The following is a 19,189-nucleotide window of genomic DNA, read 5'->3' on the forward strand; positions in this document are numbered from 1 at the left end:
GGGTCTTCAAACACGCCCCTGAAGGTGAGGCTGTGCCTTACAGTGCACATAAGGCACAGCTCCTGACCTCTCTTTTACTGATTCTCTGCAAGATAAGACTGGATGGCAGTCTGCACACTTGCCCCCACTTCTTCCGGTTTCATGTTTCCGATCACCACATTATCCTGTGCCGCAAACATCTGGTCCGCCACCTGGGCAGGCAGGGCCTGATCCATCTGTGTATAGATACCGCAGGCATCCATCAGTTCCATAACGCCGTCCGCAATGGCCAGTGACTCAGGAAGCTGAGCCCCCTTTAGGGCGATGGGCTGCTCAATATTAGAGAATTCAGGATTCTCATCCGCGCTGTAATAGAAATCCCAGAATTTTACAATTGCATCCAGCTGCGCGTCAGTTACATTTTTATTTACCTGGGTCATCTTCACATAGGCTGCCATACGTCCGCTTCCGTCCCCGTTGGATTCGGTTGGAAAAGCAAAAAAGCTGTATAAGCTGGTATCCTGCTCCGCGTTCAGGATCTGGGAAGCCATGGTGGGACTGTCAATGATCATGGCACAGGTGCCGTTGTACAGGTACATCCTGCAGTCATTGGGATCCTCGGTCAGGAAGCCTTCATTGAAATATCCCTTGTCCGTCCACTCCTTAAACTTAGCAAATGCCTTTGTCACTGCCTCGGATGTTCCCCAGTCAGTGGTCATATTGTTCAGTCCGTCATGCTCCTCGGCTCCGCCGTAATATTCCAAAAGGTCCTGGATATATCTCATTACGTGCCATCCGTACTGTCCGCCGGTAGCAAAGGGAATAACCCCGCCCGCTTTCAGTGTCTCACACACTGTTTCCAGCTCCTCAAAGGTCTTTGGAACCTCCAGGTTAAACTGTTTAAAAATGTCCTGCCTGTACCACAGGTTCATCATGGCAACGCTCTGGGGAATGCCGCTGAGCTGTCCTTCCAGTGTACACAGTTCCAGTGAGGAAGCCAGATATTTGTCATCCCAATTGTGTTCCTTTGCGTATTCCGTAAAGTCATATGTAAGCCCGTTGGCCGGATAATAACTTGCCAGGCTCCCGCCCCAGTTGTACCACATATCCGGTAAGGTGCCCGAAGATGCCGCCACCTTCAGGTTTGCCTTGATATCGTCTGTTGAATAGTAGGTGGGTGTGATCTTGATCTGCGGATTCTTCTCTGTAAATGCGGCAATGATCTTGTCCTCAAAATCTTTTCTCTGGGCCATGGACCAGAAGGTCAGTTCCACCGCTTCCCCCGAAGCTTCCTGTCCTTTGGTGCCTGCCTCCGTTCCAGCCTGGGCGGAAGCCGCCTGGGTGGTCCCTCCCTGGGTTCCCCCTGACGCTCCTCCTGAGCCGCCGCATCCTGTCAGCATACTGCCTACCATCCCCGCACAGACCAATAAACTCAATAATCTTTTTTTCATGCTTCTCTTCTCCTTTGTTTTTATTAAAATTTTAACATTATCTGTCTTACATTCCTTACTTTCCATATTAATGTTAAATTTTTTACTAAATTTAATTGAATTAAATTTGACTTTTATTTCAATATTTTCTCAATTTTAAATTTTTTAATTGAACTTATCGATAGTTTATATCAATTTTACCCATTTTTCAATGGATATATTGCATTAATATTGTGATATTTTTTTGTTAACTTTGTACACCAACATTCTCGATTGAATTTCTCCATTTAAATTTATTAAATTATTTATTAAATTTTATTGAATTTCTATTGACGAATCCCCCCACATCTTTTATAATGATGCTATATTAAGAAGACACAGAGCAATATATGAGTGCCGGGCAGCACTAGATAGGAGTTTCCCATGAACAAGACGATCAAAGCCAAAGATCTGGCACATTTGCTGGGCATATCCCCCTCCACTGTTTCCATGGTCTTAAACAACAAGCCTGGGATCAGCGAAAGCACAAGGAAACTGGTTCTTGACAAAATGATAGAACTGGGTTCCCTGTCACCCGCCTACGGATATAAACCACAGACCATTGACTTCATTTACTTTGTCATATTTAAAAAGCACGGAAAGGTAGTGGGTGATACCCCCTTCTTTTCACAGCTGATCGAAGGCATAGAGCAGTCCTGCAAGAGCAGTGGATACAATCTTCAGATTGCGTATTTTAATGAAGGAAGCGACCTCTCCACCACTCTGCCGCTGATCCATTCCAAAGAATGCAAGGGGCTTTTGCTGCTGGCCACGGAGATGGCCCTGGCAGACGCCTCCGTATTCACATCCCTGGGATGCCCCACCGTGCTGTTAGACAGTGCGTTTAACGAGATCGCCCTGGACACCATTGTGATCAATAACAAACAGGCTGCCGGATGCGCCACCAAACAGCTGATCCACAGCGGCCACACCAACATCGGATATCTCCATTCCGCATGCCATATCAATAACTTTTCAGAGAGAAAAGACGGATACCACAGGGAACTTCGCAGAAACGGGCTGCACATTCCCACGGAGCACGAGTACAAGCTGACTCCCACCGTGGACGGCGCCTACAGTGAGATGAAGGAAATACTGAGCCATGACCCGGTAATGCCCACAGCGTTCTTTGCCGACAATGACATCATTGCCTTATCCGCCATGCGCGCATTAAAGGAAAAGGGATACCGTATCCCCGAGGACATCTCCATCATCGGCATTGACGACATGCCTATGTGCGAACTCATGGATCCCCCTCTCACCACCATGCATGTGCCAAAGCACCAGATGGGCGTACAGGCCGTCAAACGGCTCCTGGAAAAGATCAACAGCAACAGCCGTGAGATCCTTACCATTGAGATACGCACGTCCCTGGTAGAGCGCCAGAGTATCCGTACCGTTAAAGGATAGAGACCAAACATCCCTGTTAGAAGCAAGGTTTTTACAGCCTTAACTATTCTGACAGGGATGTTTTTTGATCCACTTTTTTAGGCATAACAAAATAGATGGGAACCCAAAGGTTCCTTCAGGCCCGGCTGACGATCAATAAGTCGCCCAGTTACTTGGATCCCTACTAAAGAACCCTACGAAAGAGCCTTACTAGAAATCTCGCCGCTCATCCAGGTGTCATATCCTGCAAGAAACATTTTCGTTCCCATGGTAACATATGCCTTGAAGCATTACGTATTACAAACCATTATTATTGAAAGTAAAAAGGAGCAATCACACATGGACATGCAGAACAGAAAATGCGTTATGGTAATGGATCAGGACCTTCCCCTTGGCATCATTGCAAATACAGCGGGGATCATGGGCATTACATTGGGAAAATATATGCCGGAAACAGTGGGACCTGATGTCCTGGATAAAAGCGGGTACGAACATCTTGGGATCATTGAATTTCCCGTACCTATCCTGAAAGCGGACAGGGACCGGATCCGCACGATCCGGGAGCAGCTTTATGAACCGGATTTTTCTGATTTAATGGTGGTGGATTTTTCCGATGTGGCCCAGAGCTGTAAGACCTATGACGAATTTATCCGCAAGGCTTCCCTTGCAGAGGAAAAGGAATTCCAGTATCTGGGTATTGGAATCTGCGGAAGCAAGAAACTGGTAAACAAACTGACCGGCAATCTTCCCCTGCTGAGATGACAAATCCAGCGTGGCATGATACTATATTTTTATTATAATCAACGCCAGGGAGGTACGCACAGTGGAATTTTTAAAAGCAGGACCGGAGGATACAGGGGAGATTTTCCGCATCATGAACCTTGCCTATTCCCTTCTGGAACACAAGGATTGGTATTGCATTGATACCGAAGAGTATGTGAGGGAACACATAGAGGATCCCGCCAAGGGCATTGTCTTTAAGGCAGTGGAGGACGGACAGGTGGGCGCATTTTTTATTATTCATTATCCCGGTCTTACGGATACCAGCCTGGGGCACTATATGGACCTGGATGAAAAGGAACTCCTGAACGTGGCTTACATGGATTCCCTGGCCGTGCTGCCCCGGTTTCGGGGCCGCCGCCTTCAGTATGGCCTGATGGCCCACGGCGAGACTTACCTGTCCGCCACCTCCTTCTGCCATCTCATGGGGACTGTTCACCCGGACAACACCTACAGTCTTAACAATTTCCTGAACCTGGGCTATAAGGTTGTAACCACCACGCAGAAGTACGGCTCCCTTCCCCGCAGCATCATGTACAAACGGATCATCCCCTCAGTGGACAAGGGCACACACGCCCTTGCCCACTGAGGGTAACGGTTTCCAAATATTAATTTCCCTTTCCAGGAATGATACATCCCCTATTCCGATATACTTAACTAAACACTTCTGAAATGGAAACCGATCAGAATGAAAAACAAACTCAGAAGACTCCCTATGAAAAAACTGCTGCGGACCACCCTGCTATTTGTCCTGGCATTCTGCGCCGGACGTCTCACCGCCCAGGTGGTGGAGTACAACAGGGGGCTCCAGACCGCAAACTATGCCAATACCCCGGAGGCGGCGGCTGCATCGGCCGATGGGAACTGGGGCTTAAGCTTTCCGGTTGAGGGCCAGACGCCTGTGGGAAATGCCACTGCAGATTACCTGAAGCAGTTTAATTCATACTATTGCCAGAATACCCAGGATAAGGTGATCTACCTCACCTTTGATGCGGGTTATGAAAACGGCAACACTGCCACGATCCTGGATGCGTTAAAAAAGCACAATGTACCCGCCACCTTTTTCCTGGTGGGCAACTATTTGGAAACCAGCCCGGATCTGGTAAAGCGCATGGTAGCGGAAGGCCACACCGTGGGAAACCACACCTTCCACCACCCGGATATGTCTAAGATCTCCACCAAGGAGAGCTTTGAAAAAGAGTTAAATGACCTGGAAACCCTGTTCCAGCAGACCACAGGCCAGCCCATGAAAAAATACTACCGCCCGCCCCAGGGCAAGTACAGTGAGAGCAACCTGAAAATGGCAAACGACATGGGATACAGGACATTTTTCTGGAGTCTTGCCTATGTTGACTGGTATGAAGATAAGCAGCCCTCCAAGGAGGAAGCATTTAAAAAGCTGTTAGGACGCATTCACCCCGGCGCTGTTGTCCTTTTGCACAGTACTTCCAAGACCAACGCCCAGATCCTGGATGAACTTCTGACCAAATGGGAGGAAATGGGTTACCGCTTCGGTTCCCTGGATGACCTGGTGGCGGCCCAATAGTATTACCTTTGCGCCTCAGGCGCAGATTTCCCAGATATTTCCGCATTCAAACTGATTACAATAAACACTCTCCAAAAAAGAGCCGCCAGAGGAAGGATCTTCTCTTCCTTTGACGGCCCGTTTTTGGTCCCTACATCATCTTTTCCTTCCACTCGCCTTCCTTAAACCCGGTGAGTACAAAATCATCCGCCACCACCAGAGGGCGTTTGACCAGCATTCCATCGGTTGCCAGAAGTGCCAGCTGCTCTTCCTCGCTCATCTGGGGAAGTTTGTCCTTAAGCGCCATTTCCTTATAAAGATTGCCGCTTGTATTAAAGAACTTCTTCAGTGGCAGCCCGCTCTTCTCATACCATGCTTTCAGCTCAGCCTCACTTGGATGCTCTTCCTTGATGGGGCGCTCCTGGTATTGGATCCCGTTGGCATCCAGCCATTTTAACGCCTTCTGGCATGTACTGCATTTCTTATAGCATAATACGGTCATATTCATGATCTCATGTTCCTTTCTTGCATTTACTTTTATTTTTATTATTTTCCCGTAAGGGTGATCTCCTTTTTTGCCCCCGCAAAGCAGCCTGTCCCCTCATCATAGGCCACCGAGGCTTCCGAGGAAAAGGTCTTCACATTATAGCGGATCTTTTCCCCTTCAGCTTCCTTCTCACCGGCTCCATCCCTGACATCTCTGCCATCCTTACCATCTTTGCCGCTTTTGCCGCCTATAAAAGTGCTCTTAAACTCCCTGATTCCTGTGGACTGAGGGGTGATCTGCACATCCTTATGGATCCGGAGATCCGGAGACGCCGGTTCCGGCTTTGCCGTGATCACCGCCCCTGAATTTCCACTGACCTTCAGCTGTCCCAGACCTTCATCCACAGCCAGTGATGCGGCCCGTATTCCGATCCCATCCTCAGCCTCAGCCCGGATCACGCTCTCCTTTCCGGCCAGCTCCAGATCCGCTGCGTCAATGCCGGTCTGTCCCGCGCTGATCTCCAGGCTGCCGTTTCCCCGGATGACCAGGGTTCCGGAGTCCGCCAATATCCCCACCCCCTCAGAGTGTATCCAGTTTCCGCTGCCTTCCCTCAGTTCCATGATCAGATCCCCGGAAATGCAGACAGCCGCCCGTGCTTCCCCCTCCTCCGCTTCCTCGATCACTGCATTATCCAGTGTCAGCGTGTATATGTCCCTGGAATTTCTCAGCTTCCATCCATTTCCCTCTACCATCTTCCCTCTCTGGGGCAGTTTAACCTCCCCGTCCCGTCCAATGGATAGAGCGGTCAGGGGAACCTGCTCCCTGGACTGGGTAAGTCCGAACCTGGATGCCAGGAACATGCCTGCGCTTGACACAGTGGTACAAAATACAACCACAAGGCCGATAAACAGTATAGCCCGCGCCGTCCTCCCAAAAAACTCCTTAGGCAGATTTTTCATTGTTTCCTCCTGTTACAGTTTTGTGTACTCTCGGAGTCTCCTGGTACTCAGATTTGCGAGATGATTTTTTGTCAGCTGTGCATAAATTTATGAGGCGTACACGGTGTGTACGTTGAATAAATTTGTGTGCGGCTGGCGGGAAATCAGCCGTAAAGATGGGTGCCTGGGAGACTCCGGGAGTTGATATTTTGTATATTTTATCATAAATCCCTGCATTTTACTATCACTTGTAATATCATAGGAATCAGCAAAAAATAAGGAGGCATTGTTCATGATCAATCTTCTCTGTTTTGGGGATTCCAATACCTTCGGCACCAATCCCAAGGGAGGCCGCCATGCCTGGAATACCCGGTGGCCCGGACGCCTGCAGGTCCTGTCAGGTCCCGAATACTATGTCATCCAGAAGGGAATGGGCGGACGCACCACGGCGTGGGATGGAACGCCTTTGCTGCATGATGCAGCATATGGACTACGGCCCGGGATACAAGATCCCCCAGGTCCTGATCGTTTCACCGGTCTATATCGGCGAGGACATGGTCCACTGCCCATATGCCAGCTTTGGCCTCACGGCTCCGGCCAAATCCCGCAGCCTTTCCCCACTGTATGAGGAGGTTGCCAAAGTTCAGGGCTGTATGTTCTTAGATGCGTCCACTGTAACGCCCAGATGGATGCATATAGGTGGAATCAATCACCCCAAAATGATCAGGGACAGGGGGCCGGGAACCACTGCCCATACGGCGGCATTTCCCATGCTCCTGTCCCTTTTATGATATAAACCATTCCTGAAGCCTAATATGCCTTCTCCATCTCTGTGATCCTTTGGTACAGTTCCCGGTTCACCGGCACATCCAGTCCGTGCTTTTCTGCTTTCCGGATCACTGTGCCTGCAAAAAACTCCACCTCGGACCGCCTGTGCGCCAGACCATCCTGACGCATGGAGGGCATTCCCTCCGGATTCAGGGTATCCACCAGGTCCACATAGCTTTGCAGATCCTCTCCTGTCACCTGTATGTTCTCCTTTTCCGCCAGGGCCACTACCTCTGCCATTGCATCCATCATCATATGCCGCTCTTTGCCCGGCTTCTGCACGGTCCCATAGGTTCCCTCAGCCACCATAACAGCCTGGTTCACCCCCACGTTAAGCATCCATTTACACCAGAGACGGCGCAGAATATCGGCTTCCCTTGTGTAGGGCAGCCCTGTCTCATCAAACAGGTCTGTGACCTTTTTCAAAAGGGGCTCCTTTTCCGCCTCGGACTCAGGTATGCCGATGCAGATCTCTCCCATATGGGAGTATGTAAGCCGGTTTCCCAGCTTCACCGCATCCATGCCCTGGGCCACACAGTACAGCATATGCTCCCTCCCAAGGATGTGGCCAATAACTTCCTCGCTGCTGATGCCGTTGAGCACGGACAGTATGATCGTATCCTTCCCCACCTGGTTTTTAACAGCCCGGGCCGCTGCCTCCAATGCCGTGGCCTTAACGGCAAATAGTATCAGCTGCGCCGCTCCCCTGGAATCCGGCACCGCCCCGTCCTGAACCTGAAACCTCCATTCCCTGTCATTACAGTATACCGGATGATCCTTATAATTCTTCACCCTGTCACTGTCAGCCAGGAACGTCACCTGCTCCTGCCCCAGGGTCCCTGCAAAAAAATCCCCGTATAAAATACCCAGGGCTCCCATTCCCACAATGGATACCCGCCTGATCCTGTCCATATAAATCAATCCTCCATCCTTTAATAGAAGCGTGCGGTCTCGTCCAGACCCTTCCTGCCAGGCCCTGCCGGGTCAATATCCCTGTATCCCACGGCAATGACAGACACCACCTCCTGGTCCTGGCCTATGTCCAGAAGCTCCCTCAGGGCATCCGCGTCACGTATTCCCATGATCAGGGTATCCAGTCCCAGATCCTTTGCCTTCAGTATCAGATAGCTGTCGTGGAGGCCCAGGTCATAGCAGCCCCATCCATTGCCCACTTCATTGACCGGGTTCCCCTGGTTGTCATGGCCGGAATGGTTTTTTACAAATGCAGTGACGATCAGCACAGGGGCATCCTTGCAGTTTTTCTGATTAAATTCCGGAAGGCAGGATGCCTTTACCTTGCCTAACATCTCTTTGGACATGACCACATAATATCTGGCTGTCTGAGAATTTTTCCAGGACGGTGCCTGGACAGCGGCCTGCAGCATCTCCTTCACCAGGGCCGGGTCCACCGCGGCCCCTTCCCTGAATTTGCGTATACTTCTTCTCTCTTTTAATATCATATCCAGATCCATTTATCCATCCTCCTTGTTTTGATCCATGCCCGCCCCAACAGGGTGCGGCCCTCAGAAGCAGCGTTCCAATGCTGAACATCAAACAGCTGCAATGGCTGCGGCTGCTTCCAGCCGCCGGTAAAACTGGGGATAAAAATCTTCCCCTGCCTTGTAGGGCGTGACATAAAACTGGTTCAGCACATACATGTTCACGGCTTTTATGGTTTCCTGGTTTCCATTTTCCTTCAGCCGCTCTCCCAGGTCCTTGAGGAAATAATGCCAGTCCGCCACAAACCGTTCATAGGACTTGAAGTCCGGTGTATCCACCCACTTGCGTACCTTGACCTTGGTCCGGTTCTCCCTGGGACATTCGTGGATCTGCAGAAAATACCGGAAGGAACGGTCCTCGTATACCCTTCCCAGTGGAAACAGCCTGCAAAAGCCGGGACGGTACGGATGGATGCTGCACCTGCCATGTCCGTCCAGAAAACTGCACCTCTCCCCGCTTCCAGTCATCTTCAGGTTGGGGAGAATAACATGATCCACCACATTCAGCTCAATGTGGCCCGCCATCAACTGGTTAAAATCCATGCACAGCCCTTCCTCCATACGCTTTATGTCATAGGGATCCAAAAGAATGGAACTTCCCATGCCTTGGCAGCAGGCCGAACATCCCTCACAGTCACCGCAGTCTGCTTTTACCAGATCATTGCCCTCATATCGTTTTCCGTCTGATATCTCTTCCAGACTGACATTGCGCTCCATAACAAAATCCTCTCGCTTCATTTAATTTACCGGTATGATGATACCTGTACAGCCATGTATGCTGTAAGTATACCATTCTTTTCCATCCCGGCGCAACTGTGGTTTTTCGATTCTTTTTCCCGGTTCACCGGGGGGCTCTGTTTTTCATGACCATCAGTGTGACCGCGGATCCTGCCGCCACCGCCGTCCAGATTCCCATGACCCATACCGGCAGCGTGATACCCAGCATACGGTTTATGGGCAGCACAAGGAGGGATAGCAGGCACACCTGGTTAAACTGTTTTGCGGTTTCATACCCCTTCCCCTTACCCCGCTCCACCTCCTTTAACATGCTTCCGCTGTCTGGCAGGATCCGGTTTAGATCCGGCACATCCCATCTGGCTCTTCTGGCCGTGACGGCCCGCAGGATCAGTGCCGGAAAGGGTGAAATCCCTATGACCGCCGTCCATACGGTGAGTATCCCCTTGGGCACATGTAACCCCAAAATGCTGTTGATGGGAAACATGATCATGGATACAATACACACAAAACAGAACAGGAATGCCAGATCCCTGATCCTGCACCATTTATCAATTCTGTCTTTCTTCATAAAAGAACCTCCTGTCATCTTCATTTCCCTGAACCTGAGATCCAGGAATCCCGGGTCCAGTGTATCAAACTTCCATTCCCGGTCCCTGATTTCGCCGCACAGTTCCCGTACCAGGACCAGGGCTGCCGCCTCCTGCTCAATCTCCTTGACCCTCTGGTCCTTAGAATAAAGAATTCTGCCCGCAGGATTCTCCGCCTGCGGCGGGCCGCTTCAGCGGCATCTTCCCTTCCGCCGCAGTGCGACCCCCGGAGAACGTTTTTGGTATCACCGGGGATCCCAGATGAATTTCTTATGATATAAAAAAGAGGGACAGCCCGTTTCCGGCCATTGTCCCTCCTGCCATATTCCTTTTCTAAGCTCCCAGCTGACCGCTCTCCGGTTCCCTTGCGGGAAGGCAGTAGCGGTAACTCCTGGTGAGCACACCGATTTCCTCCAGAGTCCCTACCATCCGGTACACGGTTGCCAGTCCGATGGATGGGTCCTTCTTGATCGCTTCATAGTATATCTCCTTGCAGCAGTTCCATGTACCATCCAGAATAATTTCCAGAAGTATCTCCCGCTGTTTCGTTACCCGTCTGCCGCTTTTCTGAAGTTCATGGATGACCTGTTCCTTCTGCCACATATAAGAATTACCTCCTTCTGAATTCTGCCGGTTCCGGGCCCCGGAGCATATGCCCGGGACATACCCGGGGTCCGGTCCCGGCTGTCAGGCATTTGCACCTGCGTTAACAATTAACATCTTGCTTTCCCTGTGAGGACGGACCAGCAGATATATGAATAATACCAGCATTGCCAGTGCCGCCGCTGTTCCGATCCCAAAGTCACCCGTGGTAATGAATGTACCCAGCTGGTAGATACACAGGGATGAAACATATGCCAGACCGGTTTGATAACCAATTGCAAACCAGGTCCATTTTGGATTGTTCATCTCTCGTTTGATGGCTCCCATTGCCGCAAAGCAGGGAGCGCATAAAAGGTTAAACACCAGGAACGAGTAGGCGCTCACTGTTGTAAAGCTGCCGGCCAGTGTACTCCATATCTCAGCCCCGTCCTCGGACACCTCGGCAAACCCGTAAAGGATCCCCAGGGTCCCCACCACATTTTCCTTTGCCACAAGGCCTGTGATGGCTGCCACTGCCGCCTGCCAGTTCCCCCATCCCAGAGGCGTGAAAATCCAGGCAATGGCGCTTCCGATATTAGCCAGAAATCCCTGGGATAGGTCCTCCGCCATCCCAAACCGTCCCTCCACAATGCCGAAGCTGGACGTGAACCAGATAAACATGGTGGATAAAAGAATAACCGTACCGGCTTTTTTGATAAAGGACCACCCCCGTTCCCACATGCTTCTGAGCACATTGGAAACCGTGGGCAGATGGTAGGCCGGAAGTTCCATGACAAATGGGGCCGGGTCCCCTGCGAACATTCTTGTCTTTTTCAGGATAATACCGGTACAGATGACGGCCGCAATCCCCACAAAATACGCGCTTGGCGCCACCCAGGAAGCGCCGCCAAACAATGCGCCTGCAAACAGCGCGATGATGGGAAGCTTTGCGCCGCACGGGATGAACGTGGTGGTCATGATGGTCATCTTCCTGTCCCTGTCATTTTCAATGGTGCGGCTTGCCATAATGCCCGGCACACCGCATCCCGTGCCGATAAGCATGGGGATAAAGGACTTACCGGAAAGACCGAACTTCCGGAAAATACGGTCCATGATAAAGGCGACCCTGGCCATGTATCCGCAGGATTCCAGGAATGCCAAAAAGATAAAGAGCACCAGCATCTGGGGCACAAATCCCAGCACAGCGCCAACGCCTGCCACAATCCCGTCCAGTATCAGGCTGGAAAGCCAGGGAGCGCAGCCCACTGTCTCCAGGAAATTCCCCACCACCACCGGTATGCCGGGCACTTCCAGACCAAACAGCGCGAATCCTTCTCCAAACACCCCGTCATTGGCCCAGTCCGTGGCCCAGGTTCCAACCGTGGTAACCGACACGTAGTAGACAAGCCACATCACCGCAGCAAAGATGGGAAGAGCCAGCCAGCGGTTGGTCACAATGTGGTCGATCCGGTCGGAAACACTTAGTTCCCGTCCTCTTTTTGTACTGTGACATTGTCCGATCATGGACGCGATATACGTATAGCGCTCATTGGTCATGATACTCTGTGCATCATCATCCATGGCGTCCTCAGCCCGTTTGATAATGGCCTCCACATTGGGTACCCGGTGCATCTGGACAGCGATCTTCTCATCCCTCTCAAACAGCTTCACCGCATAGAAACGTTTCTGGTTTTCCGGAATCTCATCATCCAGGTAACGCTCAATCTCCTCCAGCACGGCTTCCATATCCTCGCTGAAGCGGCGGACCGGCATAAAGGGGATTCCTGCACCTGAAAATACTTCCTCCGGTTCAGGTTCCCCTGACTTGGCAATCTCCACTACCTTTGCCGCGGCCCTGGACACACCTGCGCCTTTCAGGGCTGAAATCTCCACAACCGGACATCCCAGGTTCCGTTCCAGGGCTTTCACATCAATGGTATCGCCCTTCTTTTCCAGGATATCCATCATATTCACAGCTATGACCATTCCGATCCCCAGCTCGATCAGCTGGGTGGAAAGGTACAGGTTTCGCTCCAGGTTGGTCCCGTCCACAATGTTCAGTATGGCGTCCGGCCGTTCATTGATCAGGTAATTCCGTGCCACCACTTCCTCCAGGGTGTAGGGTGACAGGGAATAGATTCCCGGAAGGTCTACAATGGTCACATCTTTGTTTCCCTTTAACCTTCCCTCCTTTTTCTCCACCGTAACTCCGGGCCAGTTTCCCACAAACTGGTTGGAACCCGTCAAGGCGTTAAACAGTGTGGTCTTTCCGCAGTTGGGGTTGCCGGCCAGCGCTATCTTTATCGACATTTCCATACTCTCCTTCGGACTATGTATTAGTTTCAACTAACTCATATGTAATAAAAAATGTTCTTTCATATGTACCGCGCGGATCTAAACCATGATCTTATTGGCCATCTCCTTACTGATCGCAACCCGGGATTCCTTGATTCCCACGATCACATTGCCGTTGTTTACAGATATCACTGTAATGTGGGTACCGGGTACAAATCCCATGGACTCCAGATGACGCTTTACTTCCTCTTTGCCGCCAATCCGTATGATCGATACGACCTCGCCAACACTGGCCATTGTTAAAGGCATCATGATCACTCCTTTGCTCAGTAAGTTCATCCCTACCTCCGGCAGACTGCTTAAGGCGCGCGTATGCAGTATGTCATGCTAAGCATGACGTGCGCCGGGCACACATACGCCGGGGCGTACCTGAAGCTAACCATATAAACGAACATATATGCTAAAATATGCAGCAGGAGAAATTAGGTTCTCCTAACTGCATATATAGATTAGCATCTGCTAACTGAATTGTCAAGAAATTTTTTCAGTTTCTAATCCAGCTTGATCCCTGACAATGCCTGGGCAAATGCATTATTAACCGGTTCTTTGGCCTCTTTATTCTGCTGGTTCAAATAGTTTGCCACATCCCGTTTGGACACACCTGCCCCTTCCTTTTTTCTCCTGTCCTGGAAGGCGGAAAGCTTTTCCTTGTGCCCGCATCTGCACACAAAAATCTGTCCCTCCCCCTTGCCTCTTAATTCCATCTTCTTATGGCATACCGGGCAGCGTGCATTGGAGGTGCGGGAGATCGTTTCCCTGTGGCCGCACTCCCGGTCCTGGCACACCAGCATCTCACTGTTCTTTCCTTTTACGGCCAGCATCCGCTTTCCGCACACCGGACATTTTGTGTTGGTCAGATTATCGTGGCGGAAGCTGCCCTCCCCTGCCCTGATCTGGCCGATCAGCGCCTGGGAATAGACACGGATATCAGACATAAAGGCCCCGCGCTTCAGATTCCCTTTGGCAATCCTTGACAGCTTCATCTCCCAGTCGGCGGTAAGCTCCGGCTTTTTCAGATCCTCGGGCACCAACTCCAGCAGCTGCTTGGCCTTGGATGTGAGATAAATGTCCTTTCCCCTCTTTTCAAGGAGAAAACTGGAAAACAATTTTTCAATAATATCCGCCCTGGTGGCAACGGTTCCCAATCCCCCAGTCTCCCCCAGTGTCTTTGCCATGGCCTTGTCCCTGGACTCCATGTAGGCCACCGGATTCTCCATTGCCGAGAGCAGAGTGGCCTCGTTAAACGGTGCCGGAGGTTTTGTCTTTCCCTCTGTCATGGACAGGGAAAGGACCGCGACCCTGTCCCCCTTTTTCAGGTCGGGAAGCTGCTGTTCCTTTACCGGCACCCCTTCCGCCGTCTCCTCATCATCCTGGGACTCCCCCTCGGCCCCATTGTCATAGGCCGCCTTCCAGCCCTGCTCCTTCACAATCTTACCCCTGGCAATAAAACTCTCCCCGCCAATCTGCACACTCACACTGGTCTGCTCATACTCAAAGGGCGGATACATCACTGCCAGGAACCTGCGCACCACCAGATCATAAATACGGCGCTCATCAATGGTCATGTGGTCCAGCTGTACAAACTGTTCCGTGGGAATGATGGCATGGTGGTCAGATACCTTTGAGTTGTCCACAAAAAAGGGCTTGGCCGGCAAAGCCTGCATGGCAAGCCTGCCTGCAAGGGCGCGGTATGGTCCTACGGCGCAGGCCTTAAGCCGTTCCTTCAGCGTAGGGATGATATCGCTGCTCAGGTACCTGGAATCCGTTCTGGGATAAGTCAGCACCTTATGGTTCTCATACAGGCGCTGCATGATATTTAATGTCTCCTTGGCGGAATAATCGAACCGTCTGTTGGCATCCCGCTGAAGCTCCGTCAGGTCGTAGAGCAGGGGGGCAAATGTCTTTTTCGGGGTTCGCTTCACCTGGGACACCACTCCCGTCTCCCCTTTCAGGTTCTCCAAAATGTTTTGGGCCAGGTCCCTGTCAAAAGTACAGAAGCTTCCCGATGCCTGGTTCTGCCATGTGAGGGTCAGCCCATCCCCCTTTGCCTGCAGGCCGTAGAAGGGTTTGGGCACAAAGCTGCGGATATCCGCCTCCCGCTTTGCGATCATGGCCAGGGTAGGGGTCTGGACACGCCCGCAGGAAAGCTGGGCGTTGTACTTGCAGGTCAATGCCCTGGTGGCGTTGATACCCACCATCCAGTCCGCCTCGGCCCTGCACATGGCCGCATCATAGAGGCTGTCATACTCCTTCCCGTCCTTCAGGTTGGCGAATCCCTCCCTGATGGCCTTGTCCGTGACAGATGAGATCCACAGCCGCTTTATGGGCTTATTGCTGCCCGCTTTTTTCAGGATCAGCCGGGCAACCAGTTCCCCCTCCCTCCCTGCGTCTGTGGCAATGATGATGAGCCCCACATCCTTTCTGTGGATCTGGGTTTTCACCGCATGGTACTGCTTGGCGGTCTGCCCGATCACCTCCAGCTTAAACACATCCGGAAGCATGGGCAGGTCCTCCATCTTCCACTCCTTATATTTTTTGTCATAATCCTCCGGATCCGCCAGGGTGACCAGATGGCCCAGTCCCCATGTGACGATATAGCGGTCCCCCTCAATAGCTCCGTTCTGGTTCTTACCGCATTTCAATACCCGGGCAATATCCCGGGCAACGGATGGTTTTTCCGCGATTACAAGTGATTTCATCTTTCCTGACTCCTATACTTCTATTTTTGATCTATGTTTCAGCCGCCCCATCCTCTTTCCCCTTTTAATGCTCATCCCTTTCTTCTGGCGCCTATGATACTGGTGATTCTTTCCCTTGTATCCCAAAGCTTTTGCTTTACTTCCTCCAGACGCTCGTCCTGCATCCTGGCAAGGGGAGCGGAGATGCTGATCCCATAATTGTACATCCCCCTGTAGTCCGGCACACTGACGCCCACGCAGAACAGTCCTGCTTCCCGCTCTTCCCTGTCATAGGCAAACCCTGTTTTCCTGGTATCCTTAAGTTCGCTCAGAAGCCGGTCCAGGTCGCAGATGGTATGGGCCGTGTACTGCACAATATGGCTGTCCTGCCATACTGCCTTTACTTCCTCCTCAGACAGTTCCGCCAGTATGGCCTTGCCCACCGCTGTTCCGGCCAGCGGAAATTCCAGGCCCACATGGGAACCGGTGGCAAACATGTTGGCCGTGGGTGTAATCTTATCAATGTACCTGATGTTGGTTCCCGCCCGCTCCACAAAGTGTACGGTCTCCCTGCACTCCTCCGACAATGCGGCCAGATATGGATGGGCCAGCTTTACCGCGCTGTTGCGCTCCTGGATACAGTTGCCCACTGCCAGCATTTTGTAGGTGAGAAGGTATCTCCCGGTCTCAGCTTCCTGGTCTGCATACCCCATATCCACCAGGGTACCCAGCACCCGGTGCACCACAGTGGAATGAAGGCCTGTCTCATGGCCGATCTCCCGCACCCCCATGGCACCCTTTTCCGCCAAAAGCTCTATTACCTGAAATGTCCGCTCAACGGACTGTATTGTTTCCCTTGCCATATTCTGTCCCGCTCCGTATTCTGTCCCGGCCCTGCCTGGGCGGCCCGGTATTTGATATTCATTCAGTATCATAACACAGTTCCGATTCCGGTGCAATTCAAACACGCTCCGTTAAAAAAGGGCACCGCTGGCGCGGCACCCTTTTTGATGCGGCCCATGCACGGGCCATTTTGTTTTGTTTTATTATACTATGGACCGGTGTACCGCAGCATGCTGCATTGCAGACTGCAGCATTGCGGTCTGGTGTCCCGCGGCATGCTACAGATGATTCACCGGATACATCACAGGCTCTCCCTTTGCAAAGCGAACTGCTTCCTCTGCGATCTTGCGCTTTAATTCCAGGGCTGATTCCTGGGAATACCATGCCATGTGAGGACTGCACAGGAAATTATCAAACTCAAACAGGGCGGCTCCCACTTCCATGGGTTCCTCTGAAACCACGTCCAGGGCAGCCCCTGCGATCATCTTTTCCTGAAGGGCGGTCAACAGGTCCCCCTCGTTGACGATCCCTCCCCTGGCTGTGTTGACCAGGTATGCCGTGGGCTTCATTTTCTTAAACGCCTCCATGTTGATCATGTTCATGGTCTCAGGAAGCAGGGGGCAGTGAACGGAGATCATGTCCGATTCCTTAAGCAGGGTATCCAGTGTCACGATCTCCACTCCCTCATGGACGCTTCCCTCCTCGTATACGGGATCACATGCGATCCGCCTGCAGTCAAAGCCCATCATCCTCTTTGCAAAGGTGCGGCCGATCCTTCCAAAGCCCACAATCCCCACGGTAGACCCGGGGATCCTGTGCACCGGAATAGCCTCCGTATAATTCCAGGTCTTGTGCTTGGTGCAGTCATTCATCTCGCAGATCTTGCGCGCCAGGCCCAGCATCATACCCATGGCCTGGTCGGCCACTTCGTTCATGCCGTAGTCAGGCACATTACATACCTGCACACCCAGCTGGGTCGCCGCCTCCAGGTCAATGGTATTCACTCCGACACCGTATCTGAGGATCAGCTTCAGTTCCGGCCTTAAGGCCTCCATCACCCGGCGGCTGAAGGGACCATACTGGGTCATCATGATCTCCCCGCCCTTGGCCTGTTCGATCAGGTCATCCTCTGTCTTACACGCAAGATGAGTATAGGTCATTCCGGCTTTGCCGAACACTTCCTCCTCCTGGATCATATTGTCGTGATCACAATCGGTTACAATGATCTTCATGGTCTTTCCTCCTAGTTATGAATCCTTATCTGCAGTCAACCAAAACCTTCACTGTCATCTCTGAAGGATCTTTGATCAGATCAAATACCTTCTCAGACTCTGCCAGCGGAACTATGTGTGTAACGATCTTCTCCAGCTCAGGAGCGATCTCCTTTGCGTACTCCACGGCCTGGCCGAACTCACGCAGTGTGTAAACACGGCTTCCCACCAGGGTCTGCTCCTTGAAGTTCACATCCTGCAGATTAACTGCATGGGGAACCTTATGTACACCGGTGAGACAGATCATGCCGCCAATGCGGCAGAGCTTTGTGACCTCCAGGGCTGACGGTTCGGAACCGCTGCACTCGAACACCACATCCACGCCCACATGGTCTGTGGCCTTATTCACATAATCGACCATGCTCTCGTTCTTTACATTCACTGTCTCAAAACCAAATTCCCTGCACATGGCCAGCCTTGCCTCATCCACATCGGAGATAATGATCCTGGAAGCGCCTGCGTGCTTTAACACGATACCTGTCAGAATGCCGATGGGGCCTGCTCCGATGATGGCTGTTGTATCCCTGGTCTGGAAACGCGCCTGGTGCATGGTGCGGACGATCACTGCCAGAGGCTCGATCACTGCAGCTGCCTTGTCGGAAACTTCATCATCGATCTTAAACAATACATTCTCGTCACAGGTCACGTACTCCGCAATACCCCCGTCAACATCAATGCCGATCAGCTTTAAGGTCTGGCATACATGGGGAATGCCTGTCTTACATGCAAAACAGTGTCCGCAGGAGAGAAGGGGGTATGGGGATACCCTGTCGCCCACCTTAAACCGGCCGCTTCCTCCATTGATGGATTCAATGGTTCCGATAAATTCATGGCCCAGCACCAGGGGAGCCTTTGCCCGGGGATGCTTGCCTGCAAAAATACCAATATCAGACCCGCAGATACCGCAGTATGATACCCGAATCCTTACCTGCCCTTCCTTTGGCTCCGGTACCGGCATATCACGGACTTCCACTTTCTCTGGCGCTGCATATACTAATGTCTTCATAATCTGTAATCCTCCTTACTCCGCTGCACATGTTTTTACTTGGTTTTCACTTTGGCTTTGCTTTGTTTTCACTTTGGCTTTGCTTAATTTTTACTTTGGCCTTTCTTGGCTTAACTCACACATTTCACACATTCACACTTTACAACCGGCTTTTGTTCCGTTATTCGGAACAATGTTCCTGTTTTTTATCTTATGAATTAATTTAATCACATTTTACCTATGATGTCAATATAAT

General features: G+C 51.5%; 19 protein-coding genes. 5 read left to right on the forward strand and 14 right to left on the reverse strand.

Annotation, left to right across the window (positions count from 1 at the left end):
* Positions 1-74 precede the first annotated feature (74 nt).
* Positions 75-1,430, reverse strand: coding sequence for an ABC transporter substrate-binding protein (locus HMPREF9469_RS08400; protein WP_007860934.1), 1,356 nt, complete (start codon positions 1,428-1,430; stop codon positions 75-77).
* Positions 1,431-1,832: 402 nt separating this feature from the next.
* On the opposite strand from HMPREF9469_RS08400, the gene HMPREF9469_RS08405 reads away from it, so the two are divergent.
* From HMPREF9469_RS08405 to pdaA, 4 genes are all read left to right on the forward strand, one after another.
* Positions 1,833-2,858, forward strand: a complete 1,026-nt coding sequence (locus tag HMPREF9469_RS08405) for a LacI family DNA-binding transcriptional regulator (RefSeq protein WP_007860937.1) — start codon at positions 1,833-1,835, stop codon at positions 2,856-2,858.
* Between the two features lie 318 nt (positions 2,859-3,176).
* On the forward strand, positions 3,177-3,599 hold the full coding sequence (locus HMPREF9469_RS08410; RefSeq protein ID WP_007860938.1) for a DUF2000 domain-containing protein: 423 nt from the start codon (positions 3,177-3,179) through the stop codon (positions 3,597-3,599).
* 61 nt (positions 3,600-3,660) lie between these two features.
* Positions 3,661-4,206, forward strand: a complete 546-nt coding sequence (locus HMPREF9469_RS08415) for a GNAT family N-acetyltransferase (RefSeq protein WP_007860946.1) — start codon at positions 3,661-3,663, stop codon at positions 4,204-4,206.
* 99 nt (positions 4,207-4,305) lie between these two features.
* Positions 4,306-5,163, forward strand: coding sequence for a delta-lactam-biosynthetic de-N-acetylase (gene pdaA, locus HMPREF9469_RS08420; protein WP_040415204.1), 858 nt, complete (start codon positions 4,306-4,308; stop codon positions 5,161-5,163).
* A 130-nt stretch (positions 5,164-5,293) separates the two neighbouring features.
* Here the strand turns inward: pdaA and HMPREF9469_RS08425 are convergent, their stop codons facing one another.
* Both HMPREF9469_RS08425 and HMPREF9469_RS08430 read right to left on the reverse strand, forming a co-directional pair.
* Entirely contained in the window at positions 5,294-5,650 is a 357-nt protein-coding gene (locus tag HMPREF9469_RS08425; protein WP_007860948.1) for an arsenate reductase family protein, read from the reverse strand.
* A gap of 38 nt (positions 5,651-5,688) precedes the next feature.
* Positions 5,689-6,588, reverse strand: coding sequence for a hypothetical protein (locus tag HMPREF9469_RS08430; RefSeq protein WP_007860949.1), 900 nt, complete (start codon positions 6,586-6,588; stop codon positions 5,689-5,691).
* A gap of 335 nt (positions 6,589-6,923) precedes the next feature.
* Here HMPREF9469_RS08430 and HMPREF9469_RS08435 point away from each other — a divergent pair, with 335 nt between their 5' ends.
* Positions 6,924-7,358 (forward strand): SGNH/GDSL hydrolase family protein, encoded by a 435-nt coding sequence (locus HMPREF9469_RS08435; protein ID WP_007860951.1) that lies wholly within the window; start codon positions 6,924-6,926, stop codon positions 7,356-7,358.
* Positions 7,359-7,377: 19 nt separating this feature from the next.
* On the opposite strand, the gene HMPREF9469_RS08440 is transcribed toward HMPREF9469_RS08435, so the two are convergent.
* From HMPREF9469_RS08440 to HMPREF9469_RS08490, 11 genes are all read right to left on the reverse strand, one after another.
* Complete coding sequence (locus HMPREF9469_RS08440; protein ID WP_007860956.1) at positions 7,378-8,307, reverse strand: ketopantoate reductase family protein; 930 nt, start codon at positions 8,305-8,307, stop codon at positions 7,378-7,380.
* A 20-nt stretch (positions 8,308-8,327) separates the two neighbouring features.
* Positions 8,328-8,867, reverse strand: a complete 540-nt coding sequence (locus HMPREF9469_RS08445) for a nitroreductase family protein (RefSeq protein WP_007860958.1) — start codon at positions 8,865-8,867, stop codon at positions 8,328-8,330.
* A 78-nt stretch (positions 8,868-8,945) separates the two neighbouring features.
* Positions 8,946-9,611: a YkgJ family cysteine cluster protein gene (locus HMPREF9469_RS08450; RefSeq protein WP_007860961.1), complete on the reverse strand. Its 666-nt coding sequence runs from the start codon at positions 9,609-9,611 to the stop codon at positions 8,946-8,948.
* Between the two features lie 124 nt (positions 9,612-9,735).
* Positions 9,736-10,200 (reverse strand): hypothetical protein, encoded by a 465-nt coding sequence (locus HMPREF9469_RS08455; protein ID WP_007860963.1) that lies wholly within the window; start codon positions 10,198-10,200, stop codon positions 9,736-9,738.
* A gap of 352 nt (positions 10,201-10,552) precedes the next feature.
* Entirely contained in the window at positions 10,553-10,822 is a 270-nt protein-coding gene (locus HMPREF9469_RS08460) for a Fur family transcriptional regulator (RefSeq protein ID WP_007860964.1), read from the reverse strand.
* 84 nt (positions 10,823-10,906) lie between these two features.
* Positions 10,907-13,111, reverse strand: a complete 2,205-nt coding sequence (gene feoB / locus HMPREF9469_RS08465) for a ferrous iron transport protein B (protein WP_007860965.1) — start codon at positions 13,109-13,111, stop codon at positions 10,907-10,909.
* Between the two features lie 84 nt (positions 13,112-13,195).
* Positions 13,196-13,405, reverse strand: coding sequence for a FeoA family protein (locus HMPREF9469_RS08470; protein WP_040415764.1), 210 nt, complete (start codon positions 13,403-13,405; stop codon positions 13,196-13,198).
* Between the two features lie 242 nt (positions 13,406-13,647).
* Positions 13,648-15,855, reverse strand: a complete 2,208-nt coding sequence (locus HMPREF9469_RS08475; protein ID WP_007860969.1) for a DNA topoisomerase III — start codon at positions 15,853-15,855, stop codon at positions 13,648-13,650.
* A 71-nt stretch (positions 15,856-15,926) separates the two neighbouring features.
* Positions 15,927-16,769, reverse strand: coding sequence for an IclR family transcriptional regulator (locus HMPREF9469_RS08480; protein ID WP_007860977.1), 843 nt, complete (start codon positions 16,767-16,769; stop codon positions 15,927-15,929).
* A 186-nt stretch (positions 16,770-16,955) separates the two neighbouring features.
* Positions 16,956-17,909, reverse strand: a complete 954-nt coding sequence (locus HMPREF9469_RS08485) for a C-terminal binding protein (protein WP_007860979.1) — start codon at positions 17,907-17,909, stop codon at positions 16,956-16,958.
* A 25-nt stretch (positions 17,910-17,934) separates the two neighbouring features.
* Entirely contained in the window at positions 17,935-18,954 is a 1,020-nt protein-coding gene (locus HMPREF9469_RS08490; protein ID WP_007860980.1) for a zinc-dependent alcohol dehydrogenase, read from the reverse strand.
* Positions 18,955-19,189: the final 235 nt, after the last annotated feature.

Origin of the sequence: [Clostridium] citroniae WAL-17108 (assembly GCF_000233455.1) — a bacterium.
GTDB classification, from domain to species: Bacteria; Bacillota; Clostridia; order Lachnospirales; family Lachnospiraceae; genus Enterocloster; species Enterocloster citroniae.

Bases quoted from the DNA above. Each gene is read 5' to 3' on its own strand.
- HMPREF9469_RS08400 (WP_007860934.1), bottom strand. From the start codon at position 1,430: ATGAAAAAAAGATTATTGAGTTTATTGGTCTGTGCGGGGATGGTAGGC.
- HMPREF9469_RS08405 (WP_007860937.1), top strand. From the start codon at position 1,833: ATGAACAAGACGATCAAAGCCAAAGATCTGGCACATTTGCTGGGCATA.
- HMPREF9469_RS08410 (WP_007860938.1), top strand. From the start codon at position 3,177: ATGGACATGCAGAACAGAAAATGCGTTATGGTAATGGATCAGGACCTT.
- pdaA (WP_040415204.1), top strand. From the start codon at position 4,306: ATGAAAAACAAACTCAGAAGACTCCCTATGAAAAAACTGCTGCGGACC.
- HMPREF9469_RS08425 (WP_007860948.1), bottom strand. From the start codon at position 5,650: ATGAATATGACCGTATTATGCTATAAGAAATGCAGTACATGCCAGAAG.
- HMPREF9469_RS08430 (WP_007860949.1), bottom strand. From the start codon at position 6,588: ATGAAAAATCTGCCTAAGGAGTTTTTTGGGAGGACGGCGCGGGCTATA.
- HMPREF9469_RS08435 (WP_007860951.1), top strand. From the start codon at position 6,924: ATGCCTGGAATACCCGGTGGCCCGGACGCCTGCAGGTCCTGTCAGGTC.
- HMPREF9469_RS08440 (WP_007860956.1), bottom strand. From the start codon at position 8,307: ATGGACAGGATCAGGCGGGTATCCATTGTGGGAATGGGAGCCCTGGGT.
- HMPREF9469_RS08445 (WP_007860958.1), bottom strand. From the start codon at position 8,867: ATGGATCTGGATATGATATTAAAAGAGAGAAGAAGTATACGCAAATTC.
- HMPREF9469_RS08450 (WP_007860961.1), bottom strand. From the start codon at position 9,611: ATGGAGCGCAATGTCAGTCTGGAAGAGATATCAGACGGAAAACGATAT.
- HMPREF9469_RS08455 (WP_007860963.1), bottom strand. From the start codon at position 10,200: ATGAAGAAAGACAGAATTGATAAATGGTGCAGGATCAGGGATCTGGCA.
- HMPREF9469_RS08460 (WP_007860964.1), bottom strand. From the start codon at position 10,822: ATGTGGCAGAAGGAACAGGTCATCCATGAACTTCAGAAAAGCGGCAGA.
- feoB (WP_007860965.1), bottom strand. From the start codon at position 13,111: ATGTCGATAAAGATAGCGCTGGCCGGCAACCCCAACTGCGGAAAGACC.
- HMPREF9469_RS08470 (WP_040415764.1), bottom strand. From the start codon at position 13,405: ATGCCTTTAACAATGGCCAGTGTTGGCGAGGTCGTATCGATCATACGG.
- HMPREF9469_RS08475 (WP_007860969.1), bottom strand. From the start codon at position 15,855: ATGAAATCACTTGTAATCGCGGAAAAACCATCCGTTGCCCGGGATATT.
- HMPREF9469_RS08480 (WP_007860977.1), bottom strand. From the start codon at position 16,769: ATGATACTGAATGAATATCAAATACCGGGCCGCCCAGGCAGGGCCGGG.
- HMPREF9469_RS08485 (WP_007860979.1), bottom strand. From the start codon at position 17,909: ATGAAGATCATTGTAACCGATTGTGATCACGACAATATGATCCAGGAG.
- HMPREF9469_RS08490 (WP_007860980.1), bottom strand. From the start codon at position 18,954: ATGAAGACATTAGTATATGCAGCGCCAGAGAAAGTGGAAGTCCGTGAT.